General features: G+C 66.1%; 15 protein-coding genes and 3 tRNA genes. 3 read left to right on the top strand and 15 right to left on the bottom strand.

Annotation, left to right across the window (positions count from 1 at the left end; all coding sequences use genetic code 11):
* Positions 1–101: 101 nt before the first annotated feature.
* From NVV90_RS06695 to NVV90_RS06665, 7 genes are all read right to left on the bottom strand, one after another.
* Entirely contained in the window at positions 102–1,292 is a 1,191-nt protein-coding gene (locus NVV90_RS06695; RefSeq protein ID WP_258440409.1) for an acyl-CoA dehydrogenase family protein, read from the bottom strand.
* 240 nt (positions 1,293–1,532) lie between these two features.
* A complete protein-coding gene (locus NVV90_RS06690) occupies positions 1,533–2,396 on the bottom strand; it encodes a hypothetical protein (protein ID WP_258440408.1) in 864 nt (287 codons plus the stop codon).
* Between the two features lie 226 nt (positions 2,397–2,622).
* Positions 2,623–2,696 (bottom strand) — tRNA-Ile (locus NVV90_RS06685).
* A gap of 131 nt (positions 2,697–2,827) precedes the next feature.
* Entirely contained in the window at positions 2,828–4,024 is a 1,197-nt protein-coding gene (locus NVV90_RS06680; protein ID WP_258440407.1) for a glycosyltransferase, read from the bottom strand.
* 109 nt (positions 4,025–4,133) lie between these two features.
* A complete protein-coding gene (locus NVV90_RS06675) occupies positions 4,134–5,039 on the bottom strand; it encodes a DMT family transporter (RefSeq protein WP_258440406.1) in 906 nt (301 codons plus the stop codon).
* Positions 5,039–5,695, bottom strand: a complete 657-nt coding sequence (locus NVV90_RS06670) for a CDP-alcohol phosphatidyltransferase family protein (RefSeq protein ID WP_258440405.1) — start codon at positions 5,693–5,695, stop codon at positions 5,039–5,041. Before NVV90_RS06670 ends, NVV90_RS06675 begins: the two co-directional genes overlap by 1 nt.
* A gap of 55 nt (positions 5,696–5,750) precedes the next feature.
* Positions 5,751–6,599: a phage holin family protein gene (locus NVV90_RS06665; protein ID WP_258440404.1), complete on the bottom strand. Its 849-nt coding sequence runs from the start codon at positions 6,597–6,599 to the stop codon at positions 5,751–5,753.
* A gap of 185 nt (positions 6,600–6,784) precedes the next feature.
* Between NVV90_RS06665 and NVV90_RS06660 the strand changes: the two genes are divergently transcribed.
* The 3 genes from NVV90_RS06660 (at position 6,785) to NVV90_RS06650 (ending at position 8,676) form a co-directional block, all read left to right on the top strand.
* On the top strand, positions 6,785–8,008 hold the full coding sequence (locus NVV90_RS06660) for a multidrug effflux MFS transporter (protein WP_258440403.1): 1,224 nt from the start codon (positions 6,785–6,787) through the stop codon (positions 8,006–8,008).
* A gap of 5 nt (positions 8,009–8,013) precedes the next feature.
* On the top strand, positions 8,014–8,193 hold the full coding sequence (locus tag NVV90_RS06655; RefSeq protein WP_258440402.1) for a complement resistance protein TraT: 180 nt from the start codon (positions 8,014–8,016) through the stop codon (positions 8,191–8,193).
* A gap of 75 nt (positions 8,194–8,268) precedes the next feature.
* Positions 8,269–8,676 carry a hypothetical protein gene (locus tag NVV90_RS06650; RefSeq protein WP_258440401.1) on the top strand — a complete coding sequence of 136 codons (408 nt, stop codon included), beginning with the start codon at positions 8,269–8,271 and terminating at the stop codon, positions 8,674–8,676.
* 64 nt (positions 8,677–8,740) lie between these two features.
* Here the strand turns inward: NVV90_RS06650 and NVV90_RS06645 are convergent.
* From NVV90_RS06645 to NVV90_RS06610, 8 genes are all read right to left on the bottom strand, one after another.
* Positions 8,741–8,813 (bottom strand) — tRNA-Asn (locus NVV90_RS06645).
* 219 nt (positions 8,814–9,032) lie between these two features.
* Positions 9,033–9,105 (bottom strand) — tRNA-Asn (locus NVV90_RS06640).
* An 85-nt stretch (positions 9,106–9,190) separates the two neighbouring features.
* Positions 9,191–11,140, bottom strand: a complete 1,950-nt coding sequence (dnaG, locus tag NVV90_RS06635; RefSeq protein WP_258440400.1) for a DNA primase — start codon at positions 11,138–11,140, stop codon at positions 9,191–9,193.
* A 78-nt stretch (positions 11,141–11,218) separates the two neighbouring features.
* Complete coding sequence (locus NVV90_RS06630; protein WP_258440399.1) at positions 11,219–12,550, bottom strand: deoxyguanosinetriphosphate triphosphohydrolase; 1,332 nt, start codon at positions 12,548–12,550, stop codon at positions 11,219–11,221.
* Positions 12,551–12,615: 65 nt separating this feature from the next.
* Positions 12,616–13,797: a tRNA dihydrouridine synthase DusB gene (gene dusB, locus NVV90_RS06625; RefSeq protein ID WP_258440398.1), complete on the bottom strand. Its 1,182-nt coding sequence runs from the start codon at positions 13,795–13,797 to the stop codon at positions 12,616–12,618.
* Positions 13,798–13,852: 55 nt separating this feature from the next.
* Positions 13,853–14,527, bottom strand: a complete 675-nt coding sequence (locus tag NVV90_RS06620; RefSeq protein WP_258440397.1) for a uridine kinase — start codon at positions 14,525–14,527, stop codon at positions 13,853–13,855.
* Positions 14,528–14,564: 37 nt separating this feature from the next.
* A complete protein-coding gene (locus tag NVV90_RS06615; protein WP_258440396.1) occupies positions 14,565–15,992 on the bottom strand; it encodes a YibE/F family protein in 1,428 nt (475 codons plus the stop codon).
* A gap of 91 nt (positions 15,993–16,083) precedes the next feature.
* Positions 16,084–17,046, bottom strand: a complete 963-nt coding sequence (locus NVV90_RS06610) for a GNAT family N-acetyltransferase (RefSeq protein WP_258440395.1) — start codon at positions 17,044–17,046, stop codon at positions 16,084–16,086.
* Position 17,047 lies beyond the last annotated feature (1 nt).

Raw genomic sequence — 17,047 nt, 5'->3', positions numbered from 1 at the left:
TGAGCCACCAACGCAGGCGACCAGGGCGAGCCCGTTAACGACGCCGGCGCCCGGGTTCCCATCGAAGGAAACCCGAGCGCCGGCGTCGTGCGTTGAAGGCCCTAGACGATGGCCGACACCCCGGTGATGGCGCGTCCGGTCACCAGAGTGTTGATTTCCTGGGTGCCTTCATACGAGTAGATGGCCTCGGCGTCGGCAAAAATCTTGGCCATCCCGTAGTCGGTTACGATTCCGTTGCCGCCGAGGATGTTCCGGCCCATGGCAACGCTGTCCCGCATGCGGGCCGTGGTGAAGGCCTTGGCGAGAGCCGACTGCTCGTCACGGGCAATGCCGGCGTCTTCCAGCTGGGCGAGGCGGACCATCATGCCCATGGAGCTGACGGTGTTGCCGAGGATCTGCACCAGCTGGTCCTGGACGAGCTGGAAGGATGCGAGAGGCCTGCCGAACTGCTGTCGCTCCACCGCGTAGCGACGGGCAACATCGAACGCCGCGAGCTGCAGCCCCACGGCCTGCCACGCCACAGCCAGCCTGGTGACTTTGAGGACCTTGTTGGTGTCACGGAAGCTGTTGGCATTGGCCAGCTTGAAGAAATCGGGCACCACGACGTTGTCGAGCGTGATGTCGGCGTTCTGCACGGTCCGCAGCGAGATCTTGTTTTCGATCTTCGTGGCTGCGTAGCCCGGCAGGGAGGTATCCACCATGAACCCCTTGACCTGGTTGTCGGCCAGGTCCCGGGCGTAGATGACCACCCAGTCGGAGAAAGTCGCATTGCCGATCCAGCGCTTGGCGCCGTTCAGGATCCAGCTGTCACCCTCGCGTCGTGCGGTGGTTCTGGTGCCGCCGGCGACGTCGGAGCCACCCAGCGGTTCGGTAAGCCCGAAGGCGCCGATCTTCTTGAGCGCATAGATGTCCGGCAGCCAGGCCTCCTGCTGCTCCTGGGACGCGAGCGCCTCGATCGAGCCGGTGAACAGTCCGTCGTGGACGCCCAGGAACGTGGCGATCGAGGCATCGGCCCGGGTGGCCTCAGCATGCAGGATTCCGGCAAACAGGTTGGAATAGCCTTGCCGGCGCACCGGGCTGACCAGGTCGATCTCCGCCAGCTTCGGAATCAGCTCGGTGGGGAACTCGCCGCGGTTCCAGCAATCCACCGCAATGGGTTTGACCTCACGGTCCAGGAAGGAACGCACCTCGGCCAAACGGTCCTGTTCCTTCTGCGTGAGCAGCTGCTCGAAGGCGTAGAAGTCGCCGTCCGCGTAGGGGAGATTGTCAATGTCGATGGCTGCCTTGGACATGGGGCTCCTTCATGAATACCAAACAGTAAGTTACTGATGAGTAACATAGCCCAGTCCCGATCATCCCGCAAGGAGCTCGTTGCCTGCGGGAAATCAGGTGCACTCCGAACCATCCCAAGATGACTGGCCATTCAAACGTCAAACTGCTTGCAACGAAAGCTTCGAAAGCGATGCTCCGGAGAACGCCGGGAGCCGTGGTCGACCGACACGCTTCGACAACGGCTCCCGTGGGTGTTCGCCTCAACCGGCGTCCGGGCCTCGGAGACTTCCAAGCACTCGAACAGTCGTGACCATGGCATCCCCGTATTTGTTGACGAGGTTACTGATCCTCTCTAGCAAGTTCCCTCGGGATTCCTCTGCCCCTGGATCCTTGATCTCTCGTTCGAGCAAATCGGCGTGGGCCACGATCTGGGCAGCTATTCCGGAGTCTCTGGCCATGTCAGCATCCACGCGGAGCGCAAGAAGGATCTCGCGCAAGTTCCGCAGATCAGCACCAGCGACTTCCTGCTTGACGTCACCCATCTTCAGCGAAACGTCACTCCCTCCTTGAGCAACGCCGATGACGTTGCCACCGCCTGTGTTGATGTAGTTATTGGTGTCAATGCTTTGAAACTTCACAATCATCCGTTCAATCAGGATCTCTTGGCCGTTCAATTTGCTGTTCACCATCAGCAGCCAGTCTCGGTCACTGAGAATGAGCACCGTGGGAGGCATGCAGAAGAAATCCACCCACGCCTTTGCTATGAAGTCGAAGAAGTCGTTCTTGTAGGTCTGGGGAACGATGCCCACGACACGGGCGTCCACAAGCTCTCCGATGAGAGCCGACCGTACGGGCCGGGAAACCGAGTGCCCTTTCCAGAAGCCGGCAATGTTAACGGGTTGCCTCTGGTTCTCGGAGTAATACTGGATGCATTCCAGAAGCTCTGCCTGGATACTTCTCGCCCGTTTCTCATCATCATGGATCGTCTGCTTTGCTTGTTTGAGCAGCCGCCATCGGTTGAATCTGCTGGCGCCCAGGATGAGAGCCATTAGAACGAGCAAAGCAATGGCGGCCCACGTGGCCATTGCAAACAGGTTGCTGATTCCAACCGGCAGATCATTCACGATTTCCCCAATTCGTTGGCCGGTGCGTCAATTTGGATGCCATGAGGTGGTCGCGACCGGCAACGCTCCACTTCGATCTCGAAGGTAGGGCGGGCCCCTGACATTTTGAGGTGCGGGATCCGGCAGAAGCGTGTTTCAGCGCCGCCCAGTCGTTTTGCCGCCGGAAACACAAAGAGCCGTGGCCGACATCGGAATGTCGGTCACGGCTCTTTGCGTGCATTTGTTGTAGGGCTACTCGGACTTGAACCGAGGACCTTAGGATTATGAGTCCCGCGCTCTAACCAGCTGAGCTATAGCCCCGTGGTGCCGCCGGATCCCGCTTCCAGGAAGCGGTCCGGGGCAAAACACTCTAGCCATACTAATGGCTAGCAAGGCGCCCTGCAGCCACCGGCGTCCGCTCACCGCTGCTGCCAGGCCGGACGGCCGTCAGCTCATACTGCCTTGTCCGAGTAGGAAGCCCCGCGGTACAGGTCCTCGAAGGTCTGCAACGTGCCCTCGATGCTATGCGGTTCCACCATGGCGCGGCTCGTCTTTCCCATGGCTTCCAGCTCCTCCGCAGGCAGGCGCAGCAGCGTGGTGATCTTGGCTGCCAGTTCGTCGCTGTCGTTCGGGGTAAAGAGGTAGCCGTTCTCGCCGTCTCGCACCAGGTGCGGCAGTGCCATGGCATTGGCCAGAAGGACCGGTGTGGAGGCGGACATCGCCTCGAGGGTCACCAAGGACTGCAGTTCAGCGGTGCCGGGCATGCAGAAGATGTCTGCCCGGATGTACGCCTTGCGGAGGTCTTCGTCGCTGGCGAGGCCCAGGAACTTCACGCGGCTGCCGAGACCGAGCCGTGCCACCTGTGCTTCCAGGGCAGGGCGGACCTCGCCGCCGCCCACGATCTCGAGGTGGACATTGAGGTCCTTGGGCGTCTTGGCAACAGCGTCGATCAGCACGTCCACGTGCTTTTCCTCCGCCAGGCGCCCGGCGAACATCACGGTGGGGCTGGCGTGCGGTTCGATGACCTCGCCCGGCTGCAGTTCATAGGCCGCGGAGTCGATGCCGTTGGACAGCGGCAGGACCTCATGCAGGAACGCGTGCTGGTGCATCGCCTTGGCGGCAAGGGGGGTGGGCGTGGTAACCACGTCCGCCTGCCCCATGACCTTGCCCATGTCCTTCCAGGAAATGCGGCCCACGATGTTCTTGAACCACTGCGGGAAGGGCAGGAACGGGTTAAGGTTCTCCGGCATGAAATGGTTGGTGGCCACCACGCGGATCCCGCGCTTCACTGCCTCGTACAGCACGTGCTCGCCGATCATGTAGTGGCTCTGGATGTGGACGACGTCCGGCTGCACCTTGTCGAAGAGCAGGCTGATTTCCTTCTTGATCTCCCAGGGGAAGCAGATGCGGAAGTATTCGTGGGTCCATACGCCGTGGGAGCGCAGGCGGTGCACGGTGGCCTCGTCCCGGAATTCCGTGTAGCTCCTGCCGTCGTCTGCCCGGCAGGCCAGCACATGGACGTTGTGCCCCCGGCCGGTCATCCCCTTGGCCAGTCGGTACCCAAACTGCGCAGCACCGTTGACGTGCGGCGGGTATGTATCGGCCGCAATCAAGATGGTGAGGGGCTTGTTGGTGTCGGGAATGGTCACGTGGAGAACTCCTGATGTTCACGGTGCGGACAACACTGAGCTGCCAGTGCTGTGCTGTCGCCGGGTTGCCGGTCCGCGGAGGGCGGCGGCGTGTGCTGCAGCTGTTGCCCTAGGCCTTCCGGCCTGCGGCGGCCTTCGCATCTTTCTTGCGTTTGGTCACTTCCGGATGGTGCCGGCTCAGGGCAATAACCCCCACGATAGCAAGGGAAGCGGCCGCAGCCATGGCGATCGCCAGCACGGCGTGGACATCGGGACGAAGCTCACCAAGGATCGCGATGCCGATCGCAATGCCCACGATGGGGTCGATCACGGTAAGCCCGGCGATCACGAGATCCGGCGGGCCGCCCGAGTAGGCGCTCTGGACAAACCAGGAGCCAAGCCCGCCGGCCGCGGCAATGGCCACTACGGAGTACCACTGGACGTTGAGCAGGAACAGCCCGTTGGGGTCCAGCAGGTGCTTGCCGATGATGCGGGTGAGCACCGCCACGAAGCCAAACAGCACGCCGGCACCCAGGATGTAGACGAAGGCGCTCATCCGGTGCTTGAACAAGACGGCGAGCGTCCCGAACAGGCCCACCGCAAGGGCGAGCAGCAGCACGATGGTGAGTTCGTCGTCGGCGTTCACATGGTGGTTTTCCTGCGTGGCGTTGACGGCGAGCAGCACAAACAGGGCCGAACCGGTGACGCAGCAGGTAATGGCCACTACCGTGGCGCGGTTGATGCTCAGGCCCTGGTCCTTGGCGTTGACCACAGTGGTGATCACGAGCGCGATGGCCCCGATCGGCTGCACCACGGTCAACGGTGCGCTCACCAGGGCCACGGCGTTCATTGCCATGCCCGTGCACAGCAGCAGCAGGCCGAGCACCCACCGCGGGTTGCGCAACAGGCGCAGGAAACCGTGCGAGCTCAGCGCCAGTCCGCCGGTATCGGCCTTGACCGCACTGCCTTGGCGTTGCGCGCCGATGGCAAGGAAGAAGGCGCCAAGCACCGCAAGAAGAACCGCCAGCCAGACCATCAGCCCCGCCCGCCGTCGTCCGGCTTAACGTCGCCGGCCCTAGGATCGTCGTCGGGTTCCAGATCTTTGCCCTTGCGCAGGATCGCCCAGAAGTAGTTCCAGGCGGCCACCCAGTGCCCCAGCAGGCCCAGGCCCAGGGAGATCCAGGCGAGCACAAAATACGTCCCGGCGAACGGAACCGCCAGCTTGGAGAGCACCAGGAGCGGTGTACCGAGCAGCAGCAGGCCCGTGCGGATCTTTCCGATCCTGCTCACGGGAAGGTCGGGGTGGCCGCGGAAGTACCGCCAGGAGGCGACGGCCAGGACGGCGTCCGGAACCACCAGCGCGGCCAGGTACCACCACTGCACGACGCCGGCGATCGCCAGCGTGACGGCGACGGCGATGAGCGCGAGGCGGTCCGCCACGGGGTCCATGATCCTGCCCAGCTTGGAGGTCTGGTCGAATCGGCGGGCGACGTAGCCGTCGATCCAGTCCGTGCTGCCCATGATCGCCAGGACGAGGACGGCATAGCCGTACTCCTGCTGCCAGAGGACGAGCCACACAAACAGCGGCACGCCCATGAAGCGGAGCACGGTCAGGAAATTGGGCACGGTGAAGATGAGGTCGTGGTCGACCTGCGGTTTGCCCGGCCGTGAGCCGGCACCCATGAGCCTCATCTGTCCCCCTTCCTGATCCGGTGCAACTGCTGCTCTGCTGTATCCGCCGGGCGGGCTACTTCCTGAGCAGCTTCCGCAGCGCAAGCACCAGGACGGTGCCGGCTGCGGCGAATGCCAGCAGATCCTTCCACCGTGCGGCCAGCCGCTCAGTAAGTCCAGAAGGAACGGAACCGGCAAGGTCGGCCAGCTTGCTGGAAGCGAACTGGCTGCCGGTGCGGAACTGCTCCCCCGCCGCGTCCAGCAACGCCTTGCCCTGTGTCCTGACATCGAGTTCGACGCCGAGCTGGTCGCGGACATTGGCGAGGTGCTCGCGGCGTTGCTTCAGCCGGCTTTCAAGTTCCTCTTCGCTGACCGGCCGGGGCGCGTCGGCGGCAGCGGCGGCGGCCTTCGCTGCTTTCTCTGCCCTGGCGGCTTCCGCTGCCGCAGCCTTGGCGGCCTTGGCCGCCTGTGCAGCCTCCGACGCCGGATCAAGCGACGTCGCGTCGAAGGCGGTGCCCTCCTTGGCGATGCCAAGATCGTGCTTGAGCCCCAGGATGGTTTTCTCGGGAAGCAGCGGCAGGGCCTTCTTGAACTTTTGTAGTCCGATCAGGCCGCCAATCAGCACGATCAGCAGGAAGAACGCCGCGACAAGCAGTGCAGCAAGCCAGGCGGGCATGACGGTAGCCAGGCCCATGACGGCCGCGACCACGAGGGCGATGACAAGAAGGGAGACGAAGACCAGGGCGACCCCGAAGAAGGCCCCCGCGATGCCCAGCTGGATGCCCTTGCGCTTGAGCTCCGCCTTGGCCAGGTTGATCTCGTCATTGAGCTGCCGGGGCGCAAGACGTGCGACGAGCTTAAGGGTCTTCGGGAGCGCACGGATTCCCGGCCCCCGCCCCGTCCTGCCGGTGTGACGTCCACTCATCGGTTCCGCCCTGCTGCTTCCTCTTGGATTCGTGTCCTGCGGCTGCGCCGGCACGAAAAACCGGGCCCGCGCGTGCCTGTCCCCAAAACTATCATTCAGGCTCCTCCGCGAATTCCGGAACTGCGCCACGGCGCGCCAGTCCGGCCCTGTATAAATATGATCTTGCGGCCCTAGGATTGGTAACCGTGACCAGTCCCACACCTCCGGGCAACTCCCTGAACAAACGCGAAAAACTCCTCTACATCCTTCTCCTGGGCGCACTGACCGCCCTGGGTCCCTTCACGGTGGACCTATACCTTCCCGCCTTCCCCGCCCTGGAGCAGAGCTTCGGAGTGTCCGCCGCCGCGATCCAGCTCACACTGACCGGAACCACGGTGGGCTTTGGCCTCGGCCAGCTCGTGGTGGGGCCGCTCAGCGACAAATTCGGCCGCCGTGTGCCCCTCATCCTGGCCACCGCACTGCACATCGCCTCGTCGGTGGGGGCGGCACTCTCCACGGACATCGGCACACTGTCCCTGTTCCGCGTCCTGATGGGCGTGGGCGCGGCAGGCGGCGGCGTCGTTGCCATGGCCATGGTGCGCGACCTCTTCCACGGCTACGCCATGGTGCGCATGTTCTCCCGGATGTCGCTGGTCAACGGCCTGGCGCCCATCCTCGCTCCGGTCATCGGTTCGCAGCTGCTGCTCATCTCGCCCTGGCCCGGCATCTTCTACTTCCTGGCCGGATATGGATCGCTGGTCATCATCGCGTCGATCTTCCTGATCCGCGAGACTCTTCCCGCCGAACTGCGCGGCACGTCCACCACCACGGCCGGCCAGAGGTACAAGACCGTCCTGACGGACCGCGTCTTCATCGGCATGCTCATGGTGGGCAGCCTGAACTTCGGCGGACTCTTCGCCTACCTCTCGGCGTCCACCTTCCTGTTCCAGAATGTCTACGGTTTCTCCCCGCAGGCCTACGGCCTGCTGTTCGGCATCAACTCACTGGGCATCGTGGCGGGCGTGCAGATCAGTTCGCGGGCCATCAAGCGGATCGCGCCGCAGTGGATCATGGCCGGAGCAACCGCCTTCATGCTGTTGATGGCGGGACTGATCGTGGCGTTCGACCTGCTCCACTTCGGCCTGTGGGGAATCCTGATCCCGCTGTGGTTCTACATCTGCGCCACCGGGTTCATGTTCCCCTGCGTCCAGGTGCTCGCCCTGGCCAACCACGGCGCCCAGGCCGGAACGGCCGCATCCCTGCTGGGCGCCGCACAGTTCATGATGGCCGGAATTGTCCCGCCCGTGGTCGGCGCACTGGGAGTCAACACGGCGATTCCGATGGGCACGGTGCAGGCCGTCTGCATCGCTGCCGCCATCGCCGCACTGTGGCTGGTGGTGCGGCCGCGCACCGTTCCCTCGATCCACTAATGGCCATGGCACGAAAGCCGCACCGCAACGGCCGGGGACTCTTCCTCGGTGCCGTGCTCGGCGCCGTCGTGGGTGCCCTGCTGGGCCGCGCGGCCGGCATGGCCGTCCCGGGCGCCCTCCTGGGCGCGGTCGTGGGGGCGGCCGTCCTCTACCGGATCAATCCCGGCCCCTGGAACCGGGACTAGGGAATAGCCAAGCGGGCTCCCGCAGGCGGGCCTGCGGCCCTGTTGCCTGCGGGAGCCCGGCGATAAAGTTGAAACATGCCCCATTGGCAGGAACTGCACCCTCTCCCGGCCCCGTGGCAGCGACGGGATGACGGCATCCTGCCGTTGTGGTGGGAGCGGCTGTGCTCGGTGACGAGCGCCCAGTCCGCTGCCCTCTATGCGGCCGGTCTCTTCACGGAGGACCGCCGGCGCCCCATCGCCCAGTGGTTCAATCCGGCGGCCAACTCAGCATTGCTGGTGGCTCCGGAAACGTCTCCCGAGTGGCCCGTGCAGCGTTTTGGGATCTTCTACGCGCCGCCAGGTGCCGGCTTCACGCGCGTGCACTCCGCCGCCCATGAGTGGCATCCCAAGGAGCCCAGGACGCCGCCCACCGAACAGGAGGCCTTCGAGGCCGCCGTGGCCGAAGCCGCACGGTTCCTTCAGGTGGAAATGGATTTCGTCTGAATCAGCAAATTTTGAGCAAAAAACAGGTCCCGCACCGGCTGAATGCCGGTACGGGACCTTTGCGCTCCTCCGACTGGACTTGAACCAGTAACCCTTCGATTAACAGTCGAATGCTCTGCCAATTGAGCTACGGAGGAATGAAGCGGTTATGACTTTAGCAAAGGTTTTGCCGGAATGTGAAATCGGCGCCGTGAAGCCGGCCACGAGGCATGCACGGACCGGGCGGGCACACACGGCCGGGCGGGCGGGCACGGGGCCCTGGGCAATCCCTTGGCATCGGATGTCCAGGGCCGTGGTGGGTGGTCTTAACGAAAAATCCCCGCCAGCACGCGGCTGGCGGGGATTTCCGTCTAAAGCTCCTCCGACTGGACTTGAACCAGTAACCCTTCGATTAACAGTCGAATGCTCTGCCAATTGAGCTACGGAGGAATGAAGCGTGTACTAGCTTAACAGGGCCCTGCCGGAATACGAAATCGGCTCCCGGACGGGGTCCCGGGGCGGTTTCCAGGGCCGCTCAGCCGTCCGAGCGAAGGGCGCGGCGCTGCATTTCGAGCTGCATCAGCTCACGGTTGAGGCGCTGGAAGTCCTCCGGATGTGCCGCGGCATCGAGGCGTTGCAGCTGCCCCATCTTCTCGGCCTTGATCCGCGTGATCTGCAGCTCGAAGAGGCGCGCCAGGATGTCCCGGCAGTAGCGCTGCATGGCCTCGGGCGTGTTGGCCGGCAGCGGAGTCACGGCGAGTTCGGACACGAGGGCCCGCAGCGGCTCCGGGACCTCCTGGCGGATGTGTTCCACCCAGCCCACGGGATCGGCTGCGGGGCCGGGGCCGGTGGCCCTGATGGCGGTGTGCACGGCCGCATAGGCGGGCGTGGAGAAGTAGGAGGCCTCGAACTGCGGCCACGCTGCGCCGTCCAGCACGCCGGGTTCCTGAAGGACCACTTCGAGGGCCTGCCGCTCCATGGCCGCCACCGGGTCCCGCGGATCCGGCCGCATGAAGGCGGGAGCCCCCGACGGCGGTGCTCCCGCTGCCTGCCCCGCCATTGCCTGGCCTGGGGCTGCCTGTCCGTCCGCGGCAGAACCCCGGGGCTGCTGCGCAGCCGCCGCGGACGTGCCTGACGGCGGCTGCCCGCCGGTGGCCGCGCGCTTGGCCGCGGCGCCCACGGAGCGGCTGACTTCCTCGATGGGCGTCCCCAGCCAGCCCGCAAGTTCCCGCGTGTAGGCCGGGCGCATGCCGGCGTCGCGGATCTGGGCCACCACGGGGGCCGCCTCGCGCAGGGCTGCCACGCGGCCTTCCACGGTGTCCAGGTTGTGACGCCTCAGCGCGGCCTTGATGGCGAATTCGAACAGCGGACGGCGGCTGCCGATCAGTTCCCGCACGGCGGCGTCGCCCCGGGTCTGGCGCAGATCGCAGGGGTCCGCCCCGGTGGGTTCCACGGCCACATAGGTCTGGGCGGTGAACCGCTGGTCCTCCTCAAAGGCGCGCAAGGCGGCCTTCTGGCCTGCGGCGTCGCCGTCGAAGGTGAAGATGACCTCTCCCCCGCTGCCGTCGTCGGACAGCAGGCGCCTGGCGATCTTGATGTGCTCCGTACCGAACGCGGTGCCGCAGGTGGCGACGGCCGTGGCGACTCCGGCCAGGTGGCAGGCCATGACGTCCGTGTAGCCCTCCACCACCACCAGCTGGCGCTCCTTGGCAATGTTCCGCTTGGCGAGGTCGATCCCGTAGAGGACCTGGGACTTCTTGTAGAGGGTGGTCTCGGGGGTGTTCAGGTACTTGGGGCCTTGGTCGTCCTCGTAGAGCTTGCGGGCGCCGAAGCCGATGGTGTCGCCCGCGATGTCCCGGATGGGCCAGATGAGCCGGCCCCGGAAGCGGTCGTAGATGCCCCGGTTGCCCTCGGAGAACATGCCAGTGAGTTTGAGTTCCTGGTCCGTGAAGCCGCGCCCGCGGAGGTGCTTCAGGAGGGCATCCCAGCCTTGCGGCGCATAGCCGACGCCGAACTGTTCCGCGGCGGCGCGGTCGAAGCCGCGGCCGTCCAGGAAGTTCCGGCCCTCGGCGGCCCCCGGCGTCAGGAGCTGGGATCGGAAGAATTCGTCGGCGATTTTGTGGGCGTCCAGGAGCCGCTGGCGTTTGCCGACTTCCTCGCGGTTGGGGCCGCTGCCGCCGTCTTCATAGCGCAGCTCATAGCCGATCCGGGCGGCGAGCTTCTCCACGGCCTCGTGGAAGGAGGTGTGGTCCATCTTCTGGACGAAGGAGATGGCATCGCCGTCCTCGCCGCAGCCGAAGCAGTGGTAGCGGCCCACCTGGGGGCGGACGGTGAAGGAAGGCGAGCGCTCATCGTGGAAGGGGCACAGGCCCTTGTACGTGCCCAGCCCGGCACCCTTGAGGGTGACGTAGCCGTCAACGACTTCCTTGATGTCCGTGCGCTGGCGTACTTCGTCGATATCTTCACGTTTAATCAGGCCAGCCACCTGATAAGTCTAGTCTTAGATCTAAATTGCACCTTGGCTGGACCTACGCTTGGACATTCAGAGCGAACAAAGCATGGGTTACCAGAGCGAAGGCAGGCTGCCCACGAGGCGTTCGTACGTGGCCAGGGCGGAACCGTCGGTGAGCGAGGCCACCTGGTCGATGACCACGCGGAGCCGCGCGGCGTCGTCGGGGGCTTCCCGCCAGTCCGCGGCGAACATCGGCTCCAGGTGCCGGTCACCGCTGGCGTTGAGCACGCCCACCAGGGCGTGCAGCACTTCGCGCTGCCGCTCGTAGACCGGCTGCCGGTGGTCGGTGGAGATCACGAAGGTGGTGGCGAGGCCCTTGAGCACGGCGATTTCGGTCACGGTGTCCTCGGGGACCATGAGCTCGGCGCTGTAGCGGGTGAGGTTCTCCGGGCCGAAGTGGCTGCGGGTGGTCTCCATGGCGCTCTGGCAGAAGCGGCCGATCAGCTGGCTGGTCATGTCCTTCAGCGCGGCCATGGACTTGCGGCTGCCGTCGGCTTCCCGGACCCACACCTGGGTCGCCTCGAGTCGTGCCAGTGCGGCGTCGATGTCCGCGGGATCGTTGTGCGGCAAGTACCACTGCCGCGTGTAGCCCACCACGCGGGCACGGTGGTCCGGATTGTCCAGCCATTTGAGCTGGAAGTGGCCGGCCACAATGGCGTCTTCAACGTCGTGGACGGAGTAGGAGATGTCGTCTGCGAGGTCCATCACCTGGGCCTCGATGCAGGAGCGGTTGCCGCTGGCACCTTCGCGCAGCCAGGTGAAGACCGGGAGGTCGTCCTCGTAGGCGCCGAATTTGCTGGTCCGGTGGCCGTGGATGACGGGGGCGTCGACGGCGGACCACGGGTACTTGGACGCGGCGTCCAGGCTCGCCCTGGTGAGGTTGAGCCCAGCGGGCTGGCCGTCGGCGGAGAGGACCTTCGGCTCCAGCCGGGTCAGCAGGCGCAGGGTCTGGGCGTTGCCCTCGAAGCCGCCGATCGCGTGGGCGACCTCGTTGAGGGCGGATTCGCCGTTGTGGCCGAAGGGAGGGTGGCCGAGGTCGTGGCTCAGGCACGCGGTGTCCACGACGTCGGGGTCGCAGCCCAGGGAACGGCCGAGTTCGCGGCCCACCTGGGCCACCTCCAGGCTGTGGGTCAGCCGGGTCCGGACGAAGTCGTCGGTATCCGGGGCCACCACCTGCGTCTTGGCGCCCAGGCGGCGCAGGGCCGAGGAGTGCAGCACGCGGGCGCGGTCCCGTTCGAAGTCAGAGCGGTACGTGTTCTTGCGGGGCTCCTCCACCCAGCGCGCGGAGTCGGCCTCCGTGTAGCCGGATGTGGATCCGGACCCGCTTCCGGCGCGGCCCAGCGCTCCGGTTTGGCCCAGTGCAGACATCGCTTCAGTTCCCATGGGTATCTGCCTCCTCCGGCGCCGCTCGAACGGTGCCTATGCAAGCCAGTCTTCCACGACTGGCGCTAGCCGCCTGAAACGTCCAGTTCCGCGGCGGCGATGTCGCGGGTCTGCTCGGCGTCCATCTGCCGGCTCAGCAGCCAGTCCTTGGGCAGGGCAGGCTTCTTGGGCGAGCCGGCGCGGCCGCGCGGGCCCTCCGAATCGTTGCCGGGGTACGGCAGGTCCATGTCCAGCTGCTCGAGGAGCTCGCGCAGCACGGCCAGGGTGGGCACGGTGGCCAGCTTGGCGCGCAGTTCCCCGCCCACCACGTAGCCCTTGAAGTACCAGGCCATGTGCTTGCGGATTTCGCGCAGGGCCTTGTATTCGTCGTTGCCGAAGGTTTCGACCATGAGTTCGGCGTGCCGGTAGACGCCTTCGGCCACCTGGCGCAGTCCCGGGCGGTGGCGGTGCTCGCTGCCTTCGAAGGCGGCCTGGAGGTCGCCGAAGAGCCAGGGGCGGCCCTGGCAGCCGCGGCCCACCACCACGCCGTCGATCCCGGTCTCACGGACCATGCGCACGGCATCCTCGGCGGACCAGATGTCGCCGTTGCCCAGCACGGGAACGTCCGGGAGGGCCTCGCGCAGGCGGGCGATGGCGGACCAGTCGGCCTGGCCGGAGTAGAACTGTGCTGCGGTGCGGCCGTGCAGGGCGACTGCGGCGACGCCGGAATCGCGGGCAATGCGTCCCGCCTCGAGGTACGTCAGGTGGTCCTCGTCGATGCCCTTGCGCATCTTGATGGTCAGCGGGATGTCGCCCTTGGACGCTTCCTTGACGGCGGTCTGCACGATCGAGGTGAAGAGGTCGATCTTCCAGGGCAGGGCCGAGCCGCCGCCCCGCCGCGTGACCTTGGGCACGGGGCAGCCGAAGTTGAGGTCGATATGGTCCGCGCGGTCTTCCTCGACGAGCATGCGGACTGCCTGCCCCACGGTCACCGGGTCCACGCCGTAGAGCTGCACGGAGCGGACCTTTTCGTCGTCATCGTGCGAGATGATGCGCAGCGACTCCGGGGTGCGCTCAACCAAGGCACGGGAGGTCACCATCTCGGCCACGTACAGGCCGCCGCCGTATTCTCGGCACAGGCGGCGGAACGCCGAGTTGGTGATGCCGGCCATGGGAGCCAGGATCACGGGGGTGTCCACGGTGATCCTGCCCAGCTGCAGCGGGGGCAGTTCGAGCTTGGGCGCAGGGGGTGTTGCTACTACAGTCACCCATCCATTGTCGCAAAGCGGGGCAAATCGTCGACGACGGCCAGTCGCACCGCTGTCAGTGCCCTGCTACGGAGCCCACCACCGCTGGACGGGACCAGTCGCTGTTGTCGACGATCCGGTCAGCCCTCAGCCACGGTTTGCACGCCTGGAAATACAGGCGCTGTCCTTGGACGTACCGCCTCATGCCGGGATGCTCAGGATCGCCGGGGCTGCCGTCGCGGACAGCCATGCGCGAAGCGGTTTCGCTGAACGGAGCGTCGAGGAAGACGGAGTAGTTCCAGCGCCCTGCCAGCTCGTCCCGGTGCAGGAACATGCCCTCCACCACAACAATGGTCCCGGGCAAGGCCTGCTGCTGTTCCATGTCGACGTACCGGTCGCGTTCAAGATCCGTGGCAATCGCCTTGTAGCGGCCATCTCCCCCGGGGCCGAAGGGGTCCAGCACGTTCCGCCGCAGGGCCTGGTAGTCGTAGCTGTCGAGCCAGAACCCGGCAGGCGAGTCGCGGCCCAGGCGGTACCGTTCGGCCCGGAGATTGTGGAAGTCATCCACCCGGATCAGCACCACCGGATTCCCCCGGCGCCCGAGCTCCTCGGCCAGGGCATCTGCGAAGGTTGACTTGCCGCTTCCGTCAACGCCGTCGACAGCTACGAGCGTGAAGCCTGCGCCCGTGGCGGGTATTTCTTCGGCGAGACTGCGAAGCAGTTCAGCACGCGTTGCGTTGTGGGAACCCATCGGACAAGTATCACCCCGACGGCCCCTCCGGAGCCGCTCAGGAGCGGCCTTCGGCGGCACGGCGCTCCGCCTCACGCCGCTGCCTGCGGGTTTCCACGACGGCGGCGAGCTCGCCGGTGTCGAGCGAGGCGTAGGCGTCCAGGGCGTCAGGCGAGGCTTCAAGCTCACGGACGTTGCCGGCGTCGTCGGCTGGCCGGGTGCCGGCCGGCTGGGTGCCGGCGGCCGCAAGCCGCTTGGTGCCGGTGGCCTTGACCACGAGCACCGCGATCAGCGTGGTGACGGGGATGGCCAGCACCAGGCCGATGGAGCCCACCAGGGTGCGGACCACTTCCTCGGACAGCTCGGCACTGGTGAGGGCCTCCGCCACGGGGCGGTCGTAGAGCATCACGATGATGAGGATGGGCAGGGCCGCGCCGGCGTAGGCGAAGGCGATGGTGTAGACAGTGGAGGCGATGTGGTCGCGGCCGATCCGCATTGCGGAGGTAAAGAGCTTGCGGGCGCTGGTCTCCGGGGCGAGCTCATACAGCTCCCACACGGCGGAGGACTGGGTGATGGTGACGTCGTTGAGGACGCCGAGCCCGGAGATGATGAGCCCGCACAGGATGATGCCGGAGATGGAGATCTGGCTTGACATGTTCACCAGGGTGGCGGCGTCGTGGTTCCCGACGCCGGCCAGATTGGCCGCGTCCGTGGCCCAGGCCGCCAACAGGGCCGTGATGCCCAGGCCGAAAATGGTGCCCAGCAGGGCCGTGGAGGTCCTGGCCGAGAAGCCATGGGCGAAGTACAGCACCCCGATCATGATCACGGTGGAGCCCACCAGTGCCAGCAGCAGCGGCGGCTTGCCTTCCACCAGCCCGGGCAGGATGAAGCTGACCAGCACGGCATACGCACCGAGCAGGCCCAGGAGTGCGCGGAAGCCGCGCCAGCGCGCCACGGCGATGACCACCACTGCGTACAGCACGGCCAGCAGGGCGATCGGCACGTTGCGGACGAAGTCCACAAAGACGTACGCCGGCGATCCGTTGCCTTGTGAAGCGCCCTGGACGGCTGAAAGGTTCAGGTAGCGGATATCGTCGCCCACGTCCACGCCGTGGGACTTGGCCACGTCCGGGTTGATGACCACCTTGACGGGGCTGCCGCCCTTGTCCGGTTCCGTGAACGCGAAGGTGCACTGCGAGCCCGGGCCGGCCTGCTGGGCCGTTTGGCCCTGCGTGCAGCTTTCCTCCACCACGCTCTGGATCCGGCCGGTGTCGAAGGTGACGCCCGGTGCCGCGGCGTACGGGCTCGCGAAGGTGATCCCTTCCCGGCTGCCGGAGGGCCACATGAGCAGCATGGCGACGGCGGTCAGGACGCCCAGCGGCACCAGCACCGCGGCCAGGAGCCAGTTGGCCCTCTTCCGGGAAGCGAGTGCCTCGGGTGTGGCCACCTCGTGGCCGTTGTTTCCGTGAGAATGTCCATGACCCATCAGCTGCAAAACCTCATGGGTTTAACCCTACGTGGTTAAACGACGGACCCCGCCTGCAGGAATGCGGGCGGGGTCCGTCTGGAACGAAACGCTAGTCGCTGACGATCATGGTGTCCGCGCCGCGCTGCAGGGCCTTGCCGGACTCAAGCAGAGGCGCCAGGACCGCGCGCAGGGCGCCCATGGATTCATCCACTTCAAGCATGACCGGGTACTGGTACGCGATGAGCGCCAGCAGGTCCCGCACCGCGGCCTGGGCTTCCTCGGCCGGCAGTTGCGGCTCGTGGCCCAGGAACACGTCCGAGGGTTGGTCCGAACTGCCCTGGGCATAGCTGATGGCAAACGCCTGCAGCTTGCCCTTGCGGCTTGCCGGGACGCCCTGGCCAAAAGCGCTGGCCTTCGGGGAACGCAGCACGATCGCGCCGTGGGCGCCCGTCAGGTCATCGAGGAACAGCCGCTGCACGGTGGCGACGCCCAGTTCCCCCGGGCTGTCCCAGTGGTGCACGTGGGTGTAGTACCGGCCCACGACGTCGCTGAGTTCAACCGAGCCCGTGGCCAGGTCCTCCACCTGCTCTGAGGCAGCTTCCTCGGAGCCGTCACCGAAGACCGGCAGCCTGAGCGACTCCGGTTGCACCACCACCAGCTGCGAGCGCTGGATGGTGGCCATGCCGGCCCACTCCGCGAACGCGGCCCCGGGGGTGCCGGGCTCCACTTTGCTGCGCAGCTTGGAAACGCCCGACGGCGACTGCTCGGCTTCACGGCGGAGCATGGTCAGCAGGGCGGCGCCGATGCCGCTGCGGCGGTGGTCCCGGGACACCTCGATGTACGCCCAGAGGCGTTCCGGGTGCAGCGAGGCCTCGTGCACCACGGCGGCGGCGACGGGAATGCCGACGCCGTCCACCACGTCCTCGGCCACGATGCAGCGGCGCCACGGGGAGTTGCTGGACGGGGCCAGCGCGGCACGGAACTGCTGTGCCGGGAGCGTTTCCGGGTCACCCCAGATCTGCAGGAGGGCGAGGTCGTCGCCCTCCTGCCATTCGCGGTACTCGAGAGCCACG

It is taken from the genome of Arthrobacter sp. CJ23, assembly GCF_024741795.1.
GTDB lineage: Bacteria > Actinomycetota > Actinomycetes > Actinomycetales > Micrococcaceae > Arthrobacter.
The sequence above is the reverse complement of the archived record's forward strand: the minus strand, read 5'-3'. Positions and strand labels throughout refer to the sequence as shown.

Coding starts and splice junctions, on each gene's coding strand:
- NVV90_RS06665 (WP_258440404.1), bottom strand. CDS start 6,599: ATGAGTGGACGTCACACCGGCAGGACGGGGCGGGGGCCGGGAATCCGT.
- NVV90_RS06630 (WP_258440399.1), bottom strand. CDS start 12,550: ATGGGAACTGAAGCGATGTCTGCACTGGGCCAAACCGGAGCGCTGGGC.
- NVV90_RS06655 (WP_258440402.1), top strand. CDS start 8,014: ATGGCACGAAAGCCGCACCGCAACGGCCGGGGACTCTTCCTCGGTGCC.
- NVV90_RS06695 (WP_258440409.1), bottom strand. CDS start 1,292: ATGTCCAAGGCAGCCATCGACATTGACAATCTCCCCTACGCGGACGGC.
- NVV90_RS06650 (WP_258440401.1), top strand. CDS start 8,269: ATGCCCCATTGGCAGGAACTGCACCCTCTCCCGGCCCCGTGGCAGCGA.
- NVV90_RS06670 (WP_258440405.1), bottom strand. CDS start 5,695: ATGAGGCTCATGGGTGCCGGCTCACGGCCGGGCAAACCGCAGGTCGAC.
- NVV90_RS06620 (WP_258440397.1), bottom strand. CDS start 14,527: ATGGGTTCCCACAACGCAACGCGTGCTGAACTGCTTCGCAGTCTCGCC.
- NVV90_RS06615 (WP_258440396.1), bottom strand. CDS start 15,992: ATGGGTCATGGACATTCTCACGGAAACAACGGCCACGAGGTGGCCACA.
- NVV90_RS06675 (WP_258440406.1), bottom strand. CDS start 5,039: ATGGTCTGGCTGGCGGTTCTTCTTGCGGTGCTTGGCGCCTTCTTCCTT.